We start from the raw sequence: 18,195 nt of genomic DNA, 5'->3' as shown, positions 1-18,195 counted from the left end.
AAAGGCGCTGCGAATACCAGTCCGCAACGCCCCGATTTTAACTTTTGCCAGCTATGATTCAAAGCCTGAGCAATGAGCCAGTGGCCTTGGCTGTACTGAGGTTAAGCTCTATCCGCCTGTTTGTTGGCCTGTTTCATCCCAATACGTTTACCCAGCCATACCCCAAGCCCCAGAGGCGCGAAGAAGACGACCACCAGAAATAGCACGATATAGAGGATCAGGCTTTTCAGCACATTGGTGATCTCTTCAAACACCTGAGCCACAGTGCGCTGCACCAGGGCATCCGCCTCTTTGGCCACCGCCTGACGCTCACGGTCCACCATCTGCTCGAGCGCCATCCGCTCACGCTCCACCATCTTCTCCAGTGCCTGACGTTCCACTGACAACTGAGCCAGATTACGCTCGGCGCTGGCGTCCAGCTGCGTAAGCAGAGGGGTCAATTCATGGCGCAAATCCACCGCCAGTTCAGACATCATCTGAGGGCTTTGGGCCATCAATGCCTGGAACCTGGCCGAAGTTTCACTGATATCTTTTAAAGTCTGTTGCACCTCGGCAGAGTTAATATTGGAGTGCAGGGCAAACAGCTCTGCTTTCCACCCCAGAATCTTGGGAGTCTGACCCGCCAGCATCGCCATGCGGTCCGACATATCACTCATCACCTCTGGCACACTGCCGAAGGTTTTCACCGCTTCAAACTCACCTATGTTGCGATACTTCAGCCAGTCATTAAAGGCAGACACCCTTGGGAAGGTAATATCAAACAAAGGGTTGGCTGCAACATACTGTTTGATAAAGGCTTTATTGGTGGCAAAGTCAGATTGGCTCATCAGCCCCTGCATGCGGCGCTCATAGTCCGCCAGTAACTGTTGGCTGGTTTTGGCCGCCAGATCGGTACGCTCACCAAACAGGGCTTGACCTTTGCCATTTTCAAAGAAGTCCGCCATCTGCGCAGTAAAGGCCCAGGTATCGACCATAGCCGCGACCGGAGAAACCTGAAATATCGTCTGTCCCAGGGTTTGCTCAGCATAAATTTTCCACATCAGGGCATTGGACTTCACCATGATGTCGTCAGATTGCAACATCACATCGGCGCTCTGCTCTACCCCGGCGTAGAAGGTGGTGGCATATTCACGGGTGAACACCCGCATCCCCAACTGCTCCTGGGGCAATGGCTCAATACCACTTTCCAGTTTCACCTCAAGCAAAGAGCAGCCGGAAGTCATTAGCGACAAACATAAAATCAGACCAAAAGACCTTAAAGAACCCATGAGAACTCCACCACAGCAGACGATTGCAAACACCCGGGGATTCTAGCATTATGCCGACTTTTCCCCCGAACGATACGAAAAAAGGGTGAGCCATCTCACACTGGTTTCCCACTAATCACGACAAGGATGACTATGCGTTCCCCCTGTGTTGCCCACTGCGGCCTGAATGATGAAGACTACTGTATGGGCTGCTTCCGCCACATTGAAGAGATAGTGGGCTGGTCTTCATCTTCAAATGAACAAAAGCAGCAGATCATTGAAGCTTTGCCCGCACGTAAAGCCAGGTTTACCGGCCAAACCAATACGCACAAACTGGGCAGAGATAAATGGTTGGTAACTGAAGAAAAGCTAAAGTCCTGATTGCTGGATATTTGCGACGGCTGAACTAGAGTTATTGAAACTCTTAATAATAACTAACGCTGTCATAAATATGTTGAAAGCAAAGACTGTACAACTACTGGTGTTGGCTGCAGGGCTTGGGTTATCTGCGCTTTTGAGTTGGAAACTTCAGCATGATCAAGAGCTTTATATCGACGCCAGGTTTCAACACGAAAGCCAACTTCAGGCGGAAGCGCTGCATCGGGAGATACAGGTCTCCCTTGAGTCCCTATACTCTCTATCTGCTCTGCTGACTGATAAATCAGCCCCCAGCCGGGCAGAGTTTCATTTTACCGCAAGACAAGTGATCAATCGTCACCCCGGCGTCCAGGCTCTGGAGTGGATCCCAAGAGTCAAGCTGGCGAAAAAGTCAGATTTGGAGGAGCAGCAAAAGCAACGTTATCCTGGATTTACCTTTACCGAACTGGATAAGAACAACAACCTGCAACCCGTTGAGGAGCGGCCAGAGTACTTTCCCGTCTACTTTGTCGAACCCCTTATCGGTAATGAAAATGCATTCGGTTTTGATCTGGCTTCCAACCCGGTTCGCCTCAGTGCACTCAACAACGCAAGAGATAACGCCTCTCCTTCGGCCAGTGCTCCTTTGTCTTTAGTACAGGGAAACTCTCAAAGTTCAGGTATATTGGCCTTTTTGCCACACTACCAGGGCATGCCTGTTACCCTGGACGCCCGTAGAGAGAACCTTCAGGGGTTTGTACTTGGGGTCTTTTATATTGATGAAATATTCGATATCAGCTCTATGCCCAGTATCGCCTCCAACATTCAATTCAGACTGACCGATATCACCACTGAACCGGAAGAAGCCCCCTTTTTCATCAGCCAACCTCTTGCCCCATATACACTTGCTGACGACTACAGCAAAACCCAGCTATTGCCCCTGATATGGGGTCGCCAATGGGTTATCGAATCAATCCCCACACAAGGTTATATAGACTCCAAACAAGCGCCTTATGCAGGAATCATATTATTGGTAGGCATTACCTTTACCCTGCTCACTAACCTCTATATTTATCTGCTGAGCAAACGAACAAGGTTGATTGAGAGAGAGGTTAAAAGTCGCACGGCAGAGTTGAATGAAATGAACAGAAAACTCCAACAGATTGCCAGAATCGATGAGTTGACCTCTCTGTATAACCGAAGGGGTTTTGAGGAGTTTTATGCAAGAGAGTGGCAACGGGCAGTCAGGAACAAAACAACAATCTCTGTCATTATCTTCGATGTTGACCACTTTAAACGCTTTAATGACAAGTATGGCCACCTCGCAGGTGACCATTGTCTGGAAGCAGTTGCTTCAATACTGTCTCGTCACGCCAAACGCCCAGGGGATCTGGTTGCCAGACTTGGAGGTGAAGAATTTGTGGTGTTACTGACAGATACCGAGAACCCCCAAACAGTTGCCGAAGATTGCCGTCATGGTGTGGCCTGCATGAAACTCAGACATGAAGACTCACCTGTCGCTGACATAGTGACCATCAGTGCAGGCTTTACCAGTATCAGCCCGGAAGCTGGAATACCAAGAGATCTGGCACTGGAGCAGGCAGACAAAGCGCTATACATGGCAAAAGAGTCTGGCAGAAACCGGGTTATCCGCTATCACAATGAACATCAGCCGGTAACCCGGATCATCAGCAATCCGGGCATACAGGATTAGACTTGTTACTGCTCAGCAGGGCTGGATTCCTTCGCTGCTGCATGAGCCTGATGAGTGGCAGTGAGCCTGCGCATCAAAGGCAACACAGCCAGCGCCAGCAGAGTGCAGAACAGTGCCGCAATACCCAGCTTGGTAAACAGGCTGGTATAGATAGGCAGGGTTTCCAGCGGATTGGTCAGCCCCTCAGGCACACTGGCAAAGTTCGCCACCACGCCCCCCAGGTACTGAGAAATCCCTGACGCGACGAAATAAGCCCCCATCATAAAGCCCCCCATGCGTGCTGGCACATAACGGGCTATCATAGCCAATCCCAGACCACTCACCAAAAGCTCACCCAGCGAATACGCGCCATAGCCTGCAATCATCACCCAGGATGAGGTCTTGCCATTAACCGCAAAGTTACCGGCAAAGCCGTAAATAAAGAATCCGGCAGCCACAACGGCAAAGCCCAGCGCGAACTTGGCGGCGATGGAGATATCTTTGTTATTACGACCGGCGGTGGCATATACCCAGGCCAGAATAGGACTCAGAATCATAATCCAAATGGGGTTCAGCGCCTGGAACTGAGCCGGAGACCAGGTCCACAGGTGCGCGCCAAACACAGTAAAGTCCCAGTTCACATTACGCAGGGCAAACAGTGCCAGTGACGTGGACATCTGCTGATAGAAGATAAAGAAGAATACCGTTTGTACCGTCAGGATCAGCGCCGCAATCAAGCCTGCGCGCTCACTGGGTTCACTGCTGCGGATAAGGTGAGCAAAAATCCCCAATACCACTGCACCAGCGGTATATACAAACAGACGGGCTATGGTCTCTGACTCCAGGATAATGGTGGACATCAGCACAATCAGCACAGAAGCGCCCAGCACCATCATCAGCTTCTTTTTGTCTACCGGATGTTTGTCCGGCTCTGAACCATAAGCATCCAGGGTAAATCGCATTACCATGTAGTTGGCCATCCCCACCAGCAGACCGATAAAACACACGGCAAAAGCCGCATGCCAGCCGAACTGCTCCCCATAGTGATGACTCACATAGTCTTTTATCCAGGGGGTCAACAGCATGGAGAAGGTGGAGCCAATGTTCACCGCCATGTAGTAGATGGTGAAAGCACTGTCGATTTTGGCATCTTCGCCGTCGTAAATTTTACGGACCAGATTACCGGCATTGGGTTTGAACAGGCCGTTACCCACCACAATCACACCCAGCGCCATAAACAGGAACAGGGTATTCTCTGTTGGCACTGTCATCAGGGCATAACCTATGGCCAGAATACCAGCACCAAGCAGCATGGTGCGTTTGGTTCCCAGCACCTTGTCACCAACCCAACCACCTATGGCGGGGGATACATAGATCAGCGCCGCACAGGCACTCCAGACCAGGTTGGCACGGCTATCCTCAAAACCAAGGCGTTGCACCATAAAGTAAACGATCAGCGCCTGCATGCCGTAATAGCCAAAGCGCTCCCAAAGCTCGATGAGAGAGACTGTCATAAAAGACTTGGTCTGACTCACCCGGGAATTGGCAGTAGTCATTCATTCCGCCTTATATTGAATGGGTGAACAGCACGGCGGACAGGATTTTCGCGCCGGACAAAGACAATTGTTCAGCACAATAACAACTGAAACGACCTGTTAAAAGTGAATTAGTATTTAACTAAAACTCCCGTCTTTATTGGGTTTGAGCCCGTCCTGACACAAAAAAACGGGCATATCGCCCGCTTTATCATGAAACCTTGTACAGATTTCTGTTTACTTCTTCATCATCGCTTTGAGATCCGCAAAAGGATTGTAGGTGGCAGCCTGCTGTTTGGTCTCTGTGGTATCGCCATACTGCACCAGCTCTTCATAACGCGAGTGCTCATTGTCATGGCAATACAGACACAGCAATTCCCAGTTGGAACCGTCTGAAGGATTGTTGTCATGATTGTGGTCTCTGTGGTGCACAGTCAGTTCACTCAGATTCTTGTGGGTGAACTCACGGGTACAACGGCCACAAATCCATGGATACAGCTTCAGGGCCTGCTCACGATACCCCTTCTCACGCTGTGCCTTGTACTCTCTTTGCTGGGCCAACACACGATCCAGTTTACTTTGTCCTGCCTGAGTCATTTTGCTCTCATCTTACCGGACCGAAAGTCATCACTTTCAGTCGCAAATTATCATCTATTACCTGTACACACCTTCTAACACTGCGCTGCGTTAACGTCCAGCACAGCCTGTTGTTTCTCAGGGCTAGAAGCGGATCCAGTTCACACATTCATATCAGGATCTGACCTATCCCCCAACTCTAGAGGTGGAAATCATTGCATCATTCAGGGCAGAGTGATAGCTATCACATCCAGAAAAAAACGACCGGAATCGTAGATGGAAGCCGAACAACTGGAAGTACTGAATTTTATTTCCCAATATGCCCCCTTTGATGAGCTGCCGGAAGAGAAGCTCAAAGAGATCGCTCTCAATACTGAAGTCGCTTACTACAGGGCTGACAGCATGATCCTGAACAACGGCGATATCATCAAAGATCTCTATATGGTCCGCAGCGGCGTGGTGGAAGTTTATCTGCGTAAGGGTGACAAGGGTGAGCTTTACAATCGGCTGGATACAGGCGCTGTATTTGGCCAGAAAGGCCTGTTGATGAACAACAAGGTGCGTATGCCGGCCAAAGCGATAGAAGATACTCTGGTCTACTGTATTCCTGATCCTCTATTTAAAAGTCTGTGTGATGAATTTGACCATTTTGCCGACTTTATGGAGTGGCAGGATGGCACCCAGCTGCGCAATGCCATCTCCACACGCGCCGAAGGCAACGACCTCACCACGGTGAAAGCCCGTAAACTACTGACCCGCGATCCAGTATCCCTACCCCCGGATGCCAGTATTCAAACCGCCGCCAACCTGATGGCTGAAGAGAACGTGACTTCGGTTATCGTGGTCCGTAACCCTGAAGACATTGAAGATGAAGATACAGATATCTTGCTGGGGATCCTTACCGACCGTGACCTCTGCATTCGAGTACTAGCCAATGGTATAGATACCCAAACTCCTGTATCTGAGGTAATGAGCGCAGATGTTGTGTCTCTGGACTACAACGCCTACGTATTTGAAGCCATGATGATGATGCTCAGATACAACCTGCACCACCTGCCTATTCTCAAGGATAAGAAACCAGTGGGCGTAATCGGTATGACAGATATCGTCCGCTACGAGTCGCAAAACAGCCTGCTGCTGGTTAACTCCATTTATACCTGTCACACCAAAGAGGAGCTGGCGTCTCTTTCCCACCAGGTCAAAGACTGCTTTGTTCGCATGGTGGATGAAGATGCCAACGCCCATATGGTGGGTACCGCCATGTCGGTTATTGGCCGTAGCTTCAAGCAGCGACTGGCGGAGTTGGCCGAAGAGGCGCTGGGCGCTGCGCCTGTGCCCTACTGTCTGGTAGCCATGGGTTCCATGGCCCGGGATGAACAACTGATAGTCACAGATCAGGATAACGCCCTTATTCTGGATGACAGTTACGATGAGGCCCTGCACGGCGACTACTTTAGGCGCTTTGCTGATTTTGTCTGTGATGGCCTCAATGCCTGTGGCTACGCCTATTGCAGTGGTGACATCATGTGCTCCAACCCCAAATGGCGTATGACCCGGGCCCAGTGGGAAGCCTGTTTTGCCCAGTGGATAGATGCCCCCAATCCCGAAACTCTACTTAACTCCTCCATCTTCTTCGATATCGATGGTGTGTATGGCCGCCTCAAGTGGGCCGAACAACTGAGGGGGTTTGTGGTACGCCGTGCCCGCCGCAATAATCGCTTCCTGGCATGCATGGCCCACAACGCCATTAACCGCACACCGCCACTGGGGTTCTTTAAAGACTTTGTGATGGAAAAAGATGGCCGTCACAGAAACTCTATAAACCTCAAACGTCGAGGTACTGCACCACTGGCAGATCTGGTACGGGTACACGCGCTGGCCGTTGGCTCAACCGCCCGCAACTCCTTTGAACGCCTGGACGATATTATCGCCGCCGGTATCCTGCCCAAAGGGCGAGCTCAGGATTTACGTGACGCCATGGAGCTTATCTATACCGTACGGATCCGACATCAGGCGCTGGATATCGAGCAGGGTGAAGAGCCGGATAACAGTGTTGAACCTGAGAACATGTCTGACTTTGAGCGCCGCAACCTGAAAGCCGCTTTCCAGATCCTCAGCAATGCCCAAAGCTTTATTAAGTTCCGCTATCAAAGGAGTCATTCATGATCTCCCTGCTACGGGCTGAACCTCACAGTGACAGTCTATTGGACACCAGCAGTACGCCAGACTGGCCTGCCCTGTTTGCAGAGCTTAAGCAGACTGCAAAGGACACTAGACTGCAGCGCTTTTATCAGACACCACCAGCGACCGGCAATACACCTGTCAGTCAGGTAGAGTTTGTGGCGCTGGATTTCGAAACCACAGGATTAAATCCTGAGAAAGATGAAATTATCAGCATAGGTCTGGTACCCTTTAGCCAGCAAAGGATCCACTGCCGGGGCTCTGCCCACTGGATAGTGAACCCAAAACGTCCCCTGAATGAAGAGTCAGTGGTCATTCACGGGATCACCCATTCTGATGTTGAAGAGGCACCGGATCTCCTGGTTATTCTGGATCAGGTATTGGCAGCGCTCGCCGGCAAAATCGTTGTTGTTCATTACAAACAGATAGAACGCCAGTTTATGGATAAGGCGCTGCAAAGCCGGCTGGGTGAAGGCATCCTGTTTCCTGTAGTGGATACGCTGGATATCGAGGCTGCAGTGCAACGCAGGGCTTGTCAGGGATGGCTTAATCGGCTCAAGGGCAAGAAGCCCGGTTCAGTCAGACTGGGTCGGGCAAGGGAAAGATACGGTTTACCCGCTTATCAACCCCATCATGCCCTGACAGACGCACTGGCAACCGCAGAATTACTGCAGGCACAATTGGCCTGGCATTACTCGCCGGATACGCCTATCAGCGAAATCTGGCAATAATTTGAACAGTGTAAACAGCAGGTTGTGCAAAGCCTGCTCATATGTGCCAGAAAACCATAATTTTGTAATGGGTATGGCTTTACTTTGATGTTAACAGGGATATGATTGGTCGCCCCCAATCATGATAGAAACCTCCAACGTTTCCGTTCCGCACTGATAACAATCAAGCAGAATAGCCTGCGAAACTGCGACACAGTTCCCAATGATTTCAGGATTGGCTTTTTTTTTGATCACGTCTTTGAGGAGTTAAACGTGAGCGACAATAACAATGGCGGTATTCAACGCCCTGACGGCAAGGTCAAGGCAATTGATACTGATTACCAAATCGGGCAGGACAATATTGCCCTGAAAGTCGGTCCTCTTGGACTCGACATTCACAACCGGGTTTTTGCCATCTCTGGCTTGTCGGTTGTGCTTTTCGTGGTGCTTACCCTGGCATTTCGTGAAAGTGTGGAACCTTTCTTCTCCGGTCTCCGTGGTTGGCTGGTGTCCAATATGGACTGGTTCTTTATGTCTGCCGGCAACATCTTCGTGGTGGTTTGTCTGGCACTGATTGTTACCCCGCTGGGCCGTGTGCGTATTGGGGGGACTGAAGCGACCCCGGATTACAGCTACGCCGGTTGGCTGGCGATGCTGTTTGCTGCTGGCATGGGTATTGGCCTGGTGTTCTTCGGTGTATCCGAGCCTATGTCCCACTTCAGTGCAGCTCTGGGCGGCGTGACCATGGAAAATGGGGTACGTACCGACTGGGCACCGCTGGATGGCGCGGTAGGTGACAACGCCACTGCTCAGGCTCTGGGTATGGCTGCCACCATTTATCACTGGGCACTGCACCCCTGGTCTATCTACGCCCTGCTGGCACTGGGCTTGGCAATCTTCTCCTTTAACAAGGGCCTGCCACTGACCATGCGCTCTATCTTCTACCCGCTGTTTGGTGAGCGTGTATGGGGTTGGACAGGTCATATCATTGATATTCTGGCGGTTGTCGCGACCGTGTTTGGTCTGGCGACCTCTCTGGGTTACGGTGCCTCTCAGGCGGCCACTGGTCTGAACTTCCTGTTCGGTATCCCAGTGACAGAAACGACTCAGGTCGTGCTGATCGTTATCATCACCTCGCTGGCGCTGGTCTCTGTGATTGCCGGTCTGGACAGTGGTGTAAAGCGCCTGTCTGAAATTAACATGGGGCTGGCAGCCTTGCTGCTGCTGTTCGTGATTGTTGTGGGTCCAACCGCAGCGATTCTGAGCGGTTTCTTCCACAATATCGTGTCATACCTTGAATATCTGCCTTCTCTGTCTATGCCATTTGGCCGTGAAGACTTGAACTACTCTCAGGGTTGGACAGCATTCTACTGGGCCTGGTGGATCTCCTGGTCACCATTTGTGGGTATGTTTATCGCCCGGGTATCCCGTGGCCGCAGCGTGCGCGAATTCATTACCTGTGTAATCCTGATCCCGTCCACTGTGTGTGTATTGTGGATGACAGCATTCGGCGGAACAGCTATCAGCCAGTATGTGAATGATGGTTACAAAGCCGTATTTGACGCAGATCTGCCGCTTAAACTGTTCGCTATGCTGGATGTGATGCCGCTGGCTGAAATCACCTCTTTCGTGGGTATTATCCTGATCGTGGTGTTCTTCATCACCTCAGCCGACTCAGGCTCTCTGGTAATTGATACCATTGCTGCCGGCGGCAAGGTGGACGCGCCTATGCCTCAGCGTATCTTCTGGTGCAGCTTTGCAGGCCTGGTGGCCATTGCCCTGATGCTGGGTGGTGGTTTGGCTGCAGCTCAGGCGATGGCGGTAACAACAGGTCTGCCGTTTACCCTGGTTCTGCTGGTCGCAACCCTGTCCCTGTTGAAGGGACTGATAAGCGAGCCAAGGCCAGCGAAAAAGTAATCTATTACTCACCCTGGGCAGATGAATGTCAGCGCCCAATAGGTAGATAGAGAAAAATTTGAAAAGGGGCCGGTTGGCCCCTTTTTTATTTTAGCTGTTTTACTTCACTGCTGGCGTTTAGCTTGCTCTGATAAGCGTCCCCACGACTGAAATCACATCAGTACCCGAGCACTGGCTATTGTTCAGAAGCTTTTCATTAGCGCAGTTACCACTACCGTCATTGATACAAAACTCAAACCGGGTGCGGGTCTTGATCGGCTGTTGCAAGTTACCTGTTGGTACCTGCTGCCAACTCCATTTACGAATACTCTTGCGCGCCGCATTAGCAAAGGAGCTACGGGACGCATCAATCACCTCAATATTCTGAACCTGATAGTCTGGGGTGATGACATACTCAAGCGTCGCACAACCAACGCGTCTATTCTTGGCATCCGACTTAGGATAAATAGGCTCATAACGCTCCAACTGGCGCCACTTTGCTTTGCTCATCTCACCGTCTGTCATTGTCAGCCCTGCGTATTCCGGGTTATCCGATGAACCTGTACTTTGGCAGGCCGTCAGCGCCAGCAGGGCAAAAGCAGACATTACGTATTTCATAAAACCTCCTTGTCAGACAAATTACGTCGATATAAATCAAAACATTAGGCTACCCCATGGCAATTGAACAAACAATCACCGGTTCGGGTGATAACCCGGGTTATTGCCAGGCCAATTAAAAAGGAGCCAAACGGCTCCTTTTTAGGCTTTGAAACAAATCAGTCCCGAATATCCCGTTCCATATCCTCGTAAGAGGTATGACGCACGTCTTTACCCTTCACATAGTAAATCACGTACTCACAGATGTTCTTACAACGGTCACCAACACGCTCAACTGCCCGCGCTGCCCAGAGTACATCCAGCACCTCAGGAATCGAGCGTGGGTCTTCCATCATATAGGTCATCAACTGACGAATAATGCCCTCATACTCTTTGTCCAGGACTGCGTCCTGTTTATGCAGCTCAAACGCTGCCTCGGCGTCCATACGGGCCAGAGTGTCCAGGGTGTTGTGCAAGGTGCGAGTTGCATGGCGTCCCATATTCTCAATGCTGACCAGGAGTGGACGCTGATTATTAGCGCGCTTCTCAACAGCAGCTTTGGCAATACGAACACAGGAGTCGCCGATACGCTCAAGATCAGCAATGGTTTTAGTGATGGCGATAATCAGACGCAAATCACTGGCCGCTGGCTGCCGCTTGGCAATAATGCGGGTACACTCTTCATCAATGGCGACTTCCATACCATTAACCTTGTGGTCACCCTCAATCACTTTCTGAGCCAATTCAGCATCCAGGCTGCCCAAGGCATCCAACGCCTGCTCCAGCTGACGTTCAACCAGACCGCCCATAGCCAGGACCCGGTTACGAATATCTTCCAGCTCAGCACTGAACTGCCCAGAGATGTGTTTGTTAAGATTCATATTTTCCATTGACGCTTAAACCTTTTGCTTAATCTACTCCAGATTATTGAAAGCGGCCAGACATCAGCCCACCCGTCGGCAATCAGCCGTAACGACCTGTGATGTAGTCCTCAGTCCGTCTTTCCTTCGGCGTGGTAAATATGGTGTTGGTATCAGCATATTCCACCAGTTCACCCATATACATAAAGGCAGTCTGATCCGAAACCCGGGCCGCCTGCTGCATGTTGTGGGTCACAATCACCACTGTGTATTTGGCTTTGAGCTCCGAGATCAGCTCTTCAATCGTCAGAGTTGAAATGGGATCCAGTGCCGATGTTGGCTCATCAAGCAGCAGCACTTCAGGCTCAATGGCAATAGCGCGGGCAATCACCAGACGCTGCTGCTGACCACCGGAGAGACCGAAGGCATTGTCATGGAGACGGTCTTTCACCTCGTCCCAGATAGCCGCGCCGCGCAGTGAGCGCTCACAGGCTTCATCCAGTTTGCGACGGTCGTTAATGCCCTGCAGACGCAGGCCATAGACTACGTTTTCATAAATGGATTTCGGGAAAGGATTGGGACGCTGGAATACCATACCGACGTTACGACGCAGGGCGGCGACATCAACGCTCTTGTCATAGATATTTTGTCCCTGCAGCAGGATCTCACCGGAAATATGGCAGTGATCAACCAGGTCATTCATACGGTTAATGCAACGCAGCAACGTGGATTTACCGCAGCCGGAAGGCCCGATAAATGCGGTCACCTGATTCTTTGGGATCAGCATGGAAACGTCAAACAGCGCCTGCTTATCGCCATATTTCAGATCCAGATTGCGAATTTCCAATGCTGTCTCTGCCGGAGCCAGGTTACTCAGGTCCCTTGCGTCGGTGTTAATTGCTTGAGTATCTATTGAAATCATTTGCTCTACCATCACTTGAGAATACGGCTGTTATTAGTGTTCCAGAGAGCGGAATTTTTCCCGCAAGTGGTTACGCACGCTGATTGCTGTCAGGTTCAGTGCAACAATCACAGTCACCAGCAAGAATGAGGTGGCATAAACCAAGGGGCGTGCCGCTTCTACATTGGGGCTCTGGAAACCCACGTCGTAAATATGGAAACCCAGGTGCATGAACTTGCGTTCAAGGTGCACAAAGGGAAAGTTCATATCAATCGGCAGTGTCGGTGCCAGTTTCACTACGCCCACCAACATCAAAGGGGCTACCTCACCGGCAGCACGGGCCACCGCCAGAATCAAACCTGTCATAATCGCCGGGCTGGCCATAGGGATAACAATACGCCACAGGGTTTCTGCCTTGGTGGCGCCCAGTGCCAAACTGCCCTGACGCACCGCACTTGGAATGCGGGACAAGCCCTCTTCGGTAGACACTATCACCACAGGCAGGGTCAAAATTGCCAGGGTTAAGGCTGACCAGATAACACCGGGCGAACCAAAGGTTGGTGCCGGCAGCGCTTCAGGGTAAAACAGTTGGTCAAGGGAGCCGCCCAACATATAGACGAAGAAACCCAGACCAAATACCCCATAAACGATAGAAGGCACACCGGCCAAGTTAATCACCGCAATGCGGATCATCTTGGTCACCGGGCCTTTCTTCGCATATTCGTGCAGATAAATGGCTGCGATGACACCGAATGGGGTCACAATCACCGCCATCAGCATCACCATAAATACGGTACCGAAAATAGCCGGGAATACGCCGCCTTCAGTGTTGGCTTCCCTTGGGTCGTCTATGATGAAACCGCCAACGCTCTTAAACCAGTGACCCACTTTGGTCATCAGCCCCATATCGTTTGGATAGGTCACGTCCAGCACCTGAGACAGGTTCAGGGTAACTTCCTGGCCACGCATATCACGCACAACCACGCCGTCGCGCCCAGCAGCCTCGCGCAATGCAAACAGTTCGGTCTCAAGCACTTTGTATTTATCGTTCAGCGCCTGTCTGGCAAGCTCCAGCTCAGTTTTGCGGGTATCAGTCAGCTCATCATCCAACTCGTAACCACGCTCTTTCAGGCGCAGACGTTCCAGCTCATAATTGATGGAGCCGATATCCTGCTTCTGCAACGTCATGGCGTCGTCATTCAGGTCAACTGCACGCTGAACATGCTCCTCCAGCATCACCCTGAGGTTGTCAGCGGGCAATCGCTTACCATCTTCAATCACAGCGACCGGATAGCCATAAAAGTTACCATTTTTGGTACGTTCAAATACGGCCAGATCTTTGGGCAAACTTTCACTGACAATGTCGGTACCAAGCACCCAGCGGAAGTCCAGGCCAACAAACTCCCGGTTACCTGTCTTGACCAGGTAACGGGTAACGAACTCCCCGGGATAAGGGTTGAACTCGTAACCGGCGGATTCCAGACGCGCCGTAGGCACTTGCTCTCTATCATACAACTGGCCAATCAGAGTGGACTCGCTACCAGAGCTGTCACGCAGTTGCCACTCATAGACTTCAGCTGGCCAGAAGTAGCTCAGTCCACGCCAGGCGATCAGCAGCAACAAACCCAATACCGCAATCAAACTCAGACTGACAGCGCCCCCTGTCATCCAAATCCAGGGAGAGCCAGACTTAAACCACTTATTCATTGCCCATTTCCTTAACCTCGAAATCGAGTTGTTATTCGTTGTTACTTACAGTGAACTGTAACGTTCACGAAGACGCTGTCTCACCACCTCTGCCAGGGTGTTAAAGCAGAAGGTGAATACAAACAGCACGAATGCCGCCAGGAAGAGCACCCGATAATGGGTACTGCCAATGGCGGACTCAGGCATTTCTACCGCGATATTGGCGGCCAGGGTACGCATGCCCTCAAATACGCTCCACTCCATAATCGGCGTATTGCCTGTAGCCATAAGCACAATCATGGTCTCCCCTACCGCGCGGCCAAGGCCCATCATCACAGCGGAGAAGATACCCGGGCTGGCAGTGAGCAACACAACACGGGTCAGGGTTTGCCAGGGGGTAGCACCCAGTGCCAGCGAGCCATTGGAAAGATGACGAGGCACAGAAAACACTGCGTCTTCGGCAATGGAGAAGATGGTCGGGATAACGGCAAAGCCCATGGCGATACCCACAACCAGCGCGTTTCTCTGGTCAAAAGTGATTCCCAATTCATTGGTAATGTATTGACGGGTGTCACCGTCAAACAGCCAGAGTTCCAGCACAAGACTGAATTCAAATGCCGCCCAGCCCACCAGACACAAAATCGGCACCAGGAACAACTCTTTAAACTCTTCTGGCAGCTTGAGTTTGATGGCTGCCGGCAGCACCTGCCAAATCACAGCGGTCGCCAATATGGTCAGCGGCAGCAATATCAGCAAGAGCGCCATACCCGGCAGGTTTTCCTCCACCAGCGGGGCCAGCCACAAACCAGCCAGGAAGCCCAGAATCACAGTCGGCAGCGCTTCCATAATCTCAACCGTTGGCTTAACAAAGCCCCGCACCTTAGGAGACATAAAGTAGGCGGTATAGACTGCCCCGGCGATGGCCAGAGGCACAGCAAACAGCATGGCGTAGAAGGCTGCCTTCATGGTGCCGAACACCAGAGGCATCAGGCTTAACTTGGCTTCAAAGTCATCTGAACCTGAGGTGGACTGCCATACATATTGAGGCTCAGGGTAGCCTTCATACCAGACCTTCTGCCACAGTGCGCTCCAGGAAACTTCAGGGTGATCATTCTCAACCCTGAACAGATGCAGTTTTTCGCCCGCATCCACTACCAACGCGCTGGCACGGGGACTGAAACCCATTATTTTGGTGTCTTTCAGATCGAAAGTTTTATCGAACAGGTCGCGCTCACTGGTGGTGTAGTGCAGCGACAATTCACCTTCCGGGGTGATGGTAACAAAGCTCTTGCGGAAGAATTCAGGGGCGATGGCAGCAACCTGACCACCGGCGTTGAAGTCGCGTATTTCACGGTACAAACGCCCTTTGTCGCTGGCGACCTGGAAGTATTGGGCGACCCGACCATCATCAAAGCTGACCAGAATAGAACTGGCCCCTGCCAGCAGACTGATATTGGTAATACTGGTGTTTGGCTCAGTAACCTCAATCACCTGCATCAGGCTGATTTCGTCCAGATAACGAATATCGTAAACAAAAATTCGGTTACCACTGTGCAGCAGCAGTTGTCTCTGATCAGGCGTCATCAGTTGCTGAGTCACCTGCCTGGGAGTATCCGGAATCGTCTCATGCTCGCTGACCCACTCAACCTCTTCAGTCAGCATGTTCTCCTCACCACTCATACGGGTGATAGCCCAGTTACCATTGTTGTCACGGTAACTGAATGTCATCTTGTCGCTGGCATAGCCAAAGGAGAGGTCCCTAACCTCTGAGCCATCTTTGGTCACGGCCATTGGCTGCTGCCCTTCCGGATATCTGAGCCTTGGCGTAATCAAACGTACGTTGTCCGGGTAGGTCACACCAAAATCGACCTTAACCAGGAGTACTGAGCCATCACTCAGCCCCAAAGCATATTTCTGCTCAGCAGCCGTTGCCACTGCTGCACTGGTGACAGTCACACCAGCAGGAAGCGTTGGCTTGAACTCGCCCAGTGATTTGCCATCGACAGCCCGGAAAAACTCCACCAGACCGGAGTCGGCTACCCGGTAGAGAATTTCATTTTGCTCATCACTACCAACCATCAAGGCCTTTGATTGGGTTTGCTGATAGCTGACCTCAGTCACAGGCTCGACTTCGGCACTGTCAAAAATCGGCTTTACCACGTACAAGAGGTAGAAAAAGATCAACAGCAAGGCCACAAATACCATGATGCCACCTACGGTGACTCCTACGGCAGTAGCTTTGTCGGTGAATGCCCTGCGGCTGGTTCTGTGACCTGCCTTCAAGATGGAATGGGCAGCCCCTGGCAAACTTTGTTCCATTCATTACCTCTGTGTTTAGGTATCAGCAAACGTTCTGATTAATGATTTTCATCGCTTTTTTCTGGGCTTACAGCCATTGCTGTGTTACCACTATTCCTCAGCGGCCCCAGCCCGGATTCAATCCTTTTTAGTTGTGGCCGGAAGTATATGACGTCAATATGACAGCATTGTTACATAGCGCATGATTTCGCCACAGGAGTACCTCTATGCTGCGATACCTCATCACTTTGCAAGCACCTGACAGACAAGGATTGGTTGAACAACTGGCACACGCGGTCAGTCGTCACGGGGGCAACTGGCTGGATTCTGAGATGCGACATATAGACGGCACCTTTGCCGCCATGATGGTCGTTGAAGTACCTGCCCTGAAATGGGACGCCTTGCAGGAAAACCTTGAGTGTATCGATGGTCTGACAATGACCCACAGTAAGATTTCTGCAGGCCCAACCCCACAATACCGTAGCGACTTTCAGTTTGTCGCCTATGACCGGGCGGGATTAGTACTGGATATTTCGAATAAAATCAACAAACTTGGCATTAATATCGAGCAATTCAGCAGCCAGTATGATGCCGCAGGTCATACCGGGGTTCCGCTGTTTAAAGCAAATTTAGGCCTGGGAATGGCCAATGAAGAACAGGAAGAAGCCCTGCGCCAATCTTTGTATGAGCTGGGTGATGATGTAGTGCTGGATAAAATCTAAAACCAAATTACTCAGGAACAAAAAAGGAGGCCAATGCCTCCTTTTGTTATTTAATCAGGCATGATTATGCCATCTTGGGGTTGGCGCCATAATCATTTTCATCATGGCTGTCCTGGACCAGGAACACGATTATTACAATCCAGCCAACAACAGGAACAAGCCACAGCAACTGCCACCAGCCACTGCGACCAGTATCATGCAGACGACGGGCACCAATGGCCAAAGAAGGGATTAGTACTGCCAGAGAATAAAGATTAGCCAGCAACATCATGCCCAGCAGTCCATCAACAAAGCCAAGTACAGCAGAGACAATGACGTTAATCAGCACAAACATCCAATACTCTTTACGACGGGCCCGGCCACTGAACTCAGCAAACTTTTTCCACGCCCCGATGTAATATTCCATAGCGACTCCTTTGTATTTATTTGGATGGCAGGCATCAGCAGGAGTCAGCAACCCCCAAACCGAACGACGGCCAATGTAAAATCGCTGCAAACTTAACACAAAGATAACAATTGCCAATCACCCTAAAGCATTAAGCTGTAGAGGTCGTACCAACAAAAGTCTAACTACACAGTGATAGTCACCGGGTTTATGCGGCCAATCTGCCATTTCTAACCAGAGCCCTGCGGACATTTCGGCACATTTTGCCAAAACGGTTAAGGTCATCAAAGCCCGGAGCAATGCCTCTGTTGATACTGTGCTGCCAGTAGCTGAGTTCAGAGTCCACCATCTCCATCAATTTTTTGGGGCAACCTATACAAGAGTTATCCGGACCACATACAAAAGTATCCTCCTCATACAGAGGAAACTCCTGCTTTACCGCATCGATAATCTGCTGCATTGCGGTGATTCTATCGGGCTTTTGGGTCATAGTGCATAAGATGGGGTGGTGAAATATGCAGCTATTCTACGCCTCCTTTTTGCCAGCGCTA

16 protein-coding genes are annotated in these 18,195 nt (G+C 51.0%); 6 read left to right on the top strand and 10 right to left on the bottom strand.

Annotated features, from left to right (window positions below; translation table 11 throughout):
- Positions 1-101 precede the first annotated feature (101 nt).
- Positions 102-1,268 carry a chemotaxis protein gene (locus tag ACFOE0_RS06585; RefSeq protein ID WP_248934932.1) on the bottom strand — a complete coding sequence of 389 codons (1,167 nt, stop codon included), beginning with the start codon at positions 1,266-1,268 and terminating at the stop codon, positions 102-104.
- A 132-nt stretch (positions 1,269-1,400) separates the two neighbouring features.
- On the opposite strand from ACFOE0_RS06585, the gene ACFOE0_RS06580 reads away from it, so the two are divergent.
- Both ACFOE0_RS06580 and ACFOE0_RS06575 read left to right on the top strand, forming a co-directional pair.
- Positions 1,401-1,628, top strand: a complete 228-nt coding sequence (locus ACFOE0_RS06580) for a DUF1289 domain-containing protein (RefSeq protein ID WP_248934933.1) — start codon at positions 1,401-1,403, stop codon at positions 1,626-1,628.
- A 70-nt stretch (positions 1,629-1,698) separates the two neighbouring features.
- The gene (locus tag ACFOE0_RS06575; RefSeq protein WP_248934934.1) at positions 1,699-3,318 is read left to right on the top strand and encodes a diguanylate cyclase domain-containing protein; all 1,620 of its coding nucleotides are present in this window, start codon (positions 1,699-1,701) and stop codon (positions 3,316-3,318) included.
- 5 nt (positions 3,319-3,323) lie between these two features.
- Here the strand turns inward: ACFOE0_RS06575 and ACFOE0_RS06570 are convergent, their stop codons facing one another.
- Positions 3,324-4,853: a peptide MFS transporter gene (locus tag ACFOE0_RS06570; RefSeq protein WP_248934935.1), complete on the bottom strand. Its 1,530-nt coding sequence runs from the start codon at positions 4,851-4,853 to the stop codon at positions 3,324-3,326.
- Positions 4,854-5,069: 216 nt separating this feature from the next.
- Positions 5,070-5,429: a YajD family HNH nuclease gene (locus ACFOE0_RS06565; RefSeq protein ID WP_115135650.1), complete on the bottom strand. Its 360-nt coding sequence runs from the start codon at positions 5,427-5,429 to the stop codon at positions 5,070-5,072.
- A gap of 255 nt (positions 5,430-5,684) precedes the next feature.
- On the opposite strand from ACFOE0_RS06565, the gene ACFOE0_RS06560 reads away from it, so the two are divergent.
- The 3 genes from ACFOE0_RS06560 to ACFOE0_RS06550 all read left to right on the top strand — a co-directional run bounded on the left by ACFOE0_RS06560 (position 5,685) and on the right by ACFOE0_RS06550 (position 10,216).
- The gene (locus ACFOE0_RS06560) at positions 5,685-7,574 is read left to right on the top strand and encodes a DUF294 nucleotidyltransferase-like domain-containing protein (RefSeq protein ID WP_248934936.1); all 1,890 of its coding nucleotides are present in this window, start codon (positions 5,685-5,687) and stop codon (positions 7,572-7,574) included.
- Positions 7,571-8,320: a 3'-5' exonuclease gene (locus tag ACFOE0_RS06555; RefSeq protein WP_248934937.1), complete on the top strand. Its 750-nt coding sequence runs from the start codon at positions 7,571-7,573 to the stop codon at positions 8,318-8,320. The genes ACFOE0_RS06560 and ACFOE0_RS06555 overlap by 4 nt, the downstream gene beginning before the upstream one ends.
- A 252-nt stretch (positions 8,321-8,572) precedes the next feature.
- Complete coding sequence (locus ACFOE0_RS06550) at positions 8,573-10,216, top strand: BCCT family transporter (RefSeq protein ID WP_248934938.1); 1,644 nt, start codon at positions 8,573-8,575, stop codon at positions 10,214-10,216.
- Positions 10,217-10,333: 117 nt separating this feature from the next.
- On the opposite strand, the gene ACFOE0_RS06545 is transcribed toward ACFOE0_RS06550, so the two are convergent.
- From ACFOE0_RS06545 to ACFOE0_RS06525, 5 genes are all read right to left on the bottom strand, one after another.
- The gene (locus ACFOE0_RS06545; RefSeq protein WP_248934939.1) at positions 10,334-10,813 is read right to left on the bottom strand and encodes an energy transducer TonB; all 480 of its coding nucleotides are present in this window, start codon (positions 10,811-10,813) and stop codon (positions 10,334-10,336) included.
- A 158-nt stretch (positions 10,814-10,971) separates the two neighbouring features.
- A complete protein-coding gene (gene phoU / locus ACFOE0_RS06540) occupies positions 10,972-11,682 on the bottom strand; it encodes a phosphate signaling complex protein PhoU (RefSeq protein ID WP_248934940.1) in 711 nt (236 codons plus the stop codon).
- Between the two features lie 73 nt (positions 11,683-11,755).
- Complete coding sequence (gene pstB, locus ACFOE0_RS06535) at positions 11,756-12,574, bottom strand: phosphate ABC transporter ATP-binding protein PstB (protein ID WP_248934941.1); 819 nt, start codon at positions 12,572-12,574, stop codon at positions 11,756-11,758.
- A gap of 33 nt (positions 12,575-12,607) precedes the next feature.
- Entirely contained in the window at positions 12,608-14,260 is a 1,653-nt protein-coding gene (gene pstA, locus ACFOE0_RS06530) for a phosphate ABC transporter permease PstA (protein WP_248934942.1), read from the bottom strand.
- Between the two features lie 45 nt (positions 14,261-14,305).
- Positions 14,306-16,558: an ABC transporter permease subunit gene (locus ACFOE0_RS06525; protein WP_248934943.1), complete on the bottom strand. Its 2,253-nt coding sequence runs from the start codon at positions 16,556-16,558 to the stop codon at positions 14,306-14,308.
- Positions 16,559-16,764: 206 nt separating this feature from the next.
- Between ACFOE0_RS06525 and ACFOE0_RS06520 the strand changes: the two genes are divergently transcribed.
- Positions 16,765-17,259: a glycine cleavage system protein R gene (locus ACFOE0_RS06520; RefSeq protein ID WP_248934944.1), complete on the top strand. Its 495-nt coding sequence runs from the start codon at positions 16,765-16,767 to the stop codon at positions 17,257-17,259.
- 64 nt (positions 17,260-17,323) lie between these two features.
- On the opposite strand, the gene ACFOE0_RS06515 is transcribed toward ACFOE0_RS06520, so the two are convergent.
- Together ACFOE0_RS06515 and ACFOE0_RS06510 are read right to left on the bottom strand one after the other, a co-directional pair.
- Positions 17,324-17,665 (bottom strand): DUF805 domain-containing protein, encoded by a 342-nt coding sequence (locus ACFOE0_RS06515; protein WP_248934945.1) that lies wholly within the window; start codon positions 17,663-17,665, stop codon positions 17,324-17,326.
- 187 nt (positions 17,666-17,852) lie between these two features.
- Complete coding sequence (locus ACFOE0_RS06510; RefSeq protein WP_346347853.1) at positions 17,853-18,104, bottom strand: hypothetical protein; 252 nt, start codon at positions 18,102-18,104, stop codon at positions 17,853-17,855.
- Between the last annotated feature and the right edge of the window lie 91 nt (positions 18,105-18,195).

The sequence above is a fragment of the Shewanella submarina genome, assembly GCF_042646185.1.
Taxonomy (GTDB): Bacteria; Pseudomonadota; Gammaproteobacteria; order Enterobacterales; family Shewanellaceae; genus Shewanella; species Shewanella corallii.
Note: the sequence above shows the minus strand (reverse complement) of the source record. Positions and strands in the feature narration are given on the sequence as shown.